General features: G+C 68.9%; 2 protein-coding genes. Both read left to right on the forward strand.

The window, feature by feature from the left end; all coding sequences use genetic code 11:
- A partial coding sequence (locus G6024_RS11505) for a DUF5318 family protein (protein ID WP_159148744.1) occupies positions 1–332 on the forward strand: 332 nt, incomplete at its 5' end.
- A 130-nt stretch (positions 333–462) separates the two neighbouring features.
- On the forward strand, positions 463–2,515 hold a 2,053-nt coding region (locus G6024_RS11510; protein WP_159148745.1), incomplete at its 3' end, for a transglycosylase domain-containing protein.

Consider the following 2,515-nt stretch of genomic DNA (forward strand, 5'->3'; position numbering starts at 1 on the left):
GCGAGGTGTGCGACGCGGACGTCTACCTCCTGCGGGCCGCCGGTTTCCACGGCGTGGAGACGGAGACGGTCTGCCCGGTGTGCCGCAAGGAGAACCTCACGGAGGTCTCCTGGGTGTTCGGTGACGACCTGGGGCCGGCGTCCGGGTCGGCCCGCGGTCAGGACGAGATAGAACACCTCGCGTTGACCCACGACGGGTTCACCGTCCACGTGGTGGAGGTGTGCCGCAGCTGCTCCTGGAACCACCTCATCCTCTCCTACGAGGTGGGGCTCACCCCGGGTGCCGGAAAGCGCGTGCGACGAGCGGCGCGAGAGCTCCGCCGACACAGCTGACGCCCGCCCGGAGTGCCCGACGCGGGTTCCGGAGTACAGAATCGGTCGCGATTTCGTACACAATGGTCGCCAGAGCACCGCAACCGGGGGACTCCCGGGCCAGACGGGTCGGCTCGCAGGAGGGTAGAACATGTCGCAGAATGGCAGGACGAACCGGTCCGCCGACGAGGGCCGGAGCACCAGCTCGGACCGGCGCGGCTGGGCCCGTCGCCATCCGATCTGGACGACGGTGATCCTCCTCGCCGTCGTCGTCCTCGTGATCCCCCTGGCCATCGCGGGGGTGATGTACAACCGCACCGAGATCCCCAGCCCCGGCAGCGTCCGCACCGAACAGATCTCCGAGATCTACTCCAGCGACGGCACCACGATGATCGGTCGTATCGTGCCCCCGGAGGGCAACCGCACGCTCATCGAGCTCGACGCGATCCCCGTGCACGTGCGCAACGCGGTGATCGCCGCCGAGGACCGCAGTTTCTACACCAACGAGGGGTACGACCCCACCGGCATCGGTCGCGCGGTGATCGGGCAGATCACCGGCGAGGCCGGTGCGGGCGGTGGCTCGACCATCACCCAGCAGTACGTCAAGAACACGATGGTCGGCGACGCCCCCACGTACCAACGCAAGGCCAAGGAGATCGTCATCGCGGCCAAGATGACGAACGAGTGGTCCAAGGACCAGATCCTCGAGGCGTACCTCAACACCATCTACTTCGGCCGCGGCGCCTACGGCATCGCCGCCGCGTCCACCGCCTACTTCAACAAGCCGGTCGAGGCGCTCACGATCGAGGAGGGCGCGCTGCTCGCCGGCGTCATCCAGTCCCCGTCGGCCCTCGACCCGCTCAACAACCGGGCCGCGGCCGAGGGCCGCTGGAACTACGTCATGGACGGGATGCGGGAGATGGGCGCGATCGACGCCCAGCAGCGCGGCAACGCGGCGTTCCCTCAGGTCGTCGAAGACCCGCAGGCGATCGAGCAGAACGTCGGCGACCCGAGCAACGGACCCATCCGCCGTCAGGTGCTGGGCGAGCTCGCGGCCGCCGGGATCGACGAGCAGATGCTCAACACGCGGGGCCTGAAGATCACCACGACGATCGACCCCCAGACCCAGGCGGCGGTGGTCGATGCCGCCCGGTCGAACATGCAGGGTGAGAGGCCGGAGAACCGGACCGCCATCGTGTCGATCAATCCCAAGACGGGCGGCGTGATCGGGTACTACGGCGGCGAGGAGGCCGAGGGCTGGGACTACGCCAACGCCCCCCTGCAAACCGGTTCGACGTTCAAGATCTTCGGCGTCGCCGCCGCCCTCGACCAGGGCATCGGCCTGGGGACCCAGATCTCGTCCGCGCCCGTGACCACGGGCAACGTCACCGTCACCAACGTCAACGGTCAGTCCTGCGGCTCGTGCTCGCTCTCCCAGGCGCTGCTGATGTCGCTCAACACCTCCTTCATCCGGCTCCAGCGGATGCTCGACAACGGCGCGAACGACGTGCGCGACATGGCACACCGCGTCGGCATCCCCAAGCAGATCCCGGGCCTGCCGTGGGAGACGCTGAGCGAGCAGGGCGAGGATCCCTACGACGGCCTCATCCTGGGTCAGTACCCGATCCGCGTGCGGGACATGGCGACCGGCCTGGCGACCTTCGCCGCAGAGGGCGTCCACCGGCCGACCCACTTCATCGAGCGTGTCGAGACCGCCGACGGCGAGGTGCTGTTGGACAACTCCTCGATCGAGGGCGAGGAGGTGGTCGACCCCGACGTCGCCAACAACCTCACCTCGGCGATGCAGCCCATCGCCGCCTACTCGAACGGTCACTCGTTGGCCGGCGGGCGGCCCTCGGCCTCGAAGTCCGGCACCACCCAGCTCGGCGAGACCGGGTACAACAAGGACGCCTGGTTCGTCGGCTACACCCCGTCGATCGCGACGGCCGTCTGGGTGGGGACCGACGACAACCAGCCGCTGCTCAACGCCTGGGGCGGCACCATGTACGGCGCGTCACTGCCCGCCGACATCTGGAAGTCCACGATGGACGGCGCCCTGTCCGGCACGGAATGGGAGAGCTTCCCCGAGCCCGGGTACATCGGCGGCCAGGCCGGCGCGTCCCAGGGGCAGTCCTACGGGAGCGGTTCGGGCACCACGGGCGGGACCGGTACCGGTGCCGGCACCGATGACTACGTCCCCCAGA

Source organism: Dietzia maris (assembly GCF_014144855.1).
Classification (GTDB): domain Bacteria; phylum Actinomycetota; class Actinomycetes; order Mycobacteriales; family Mycobacteriaceae; genus Dietzia; species Dietzia kunjamensis.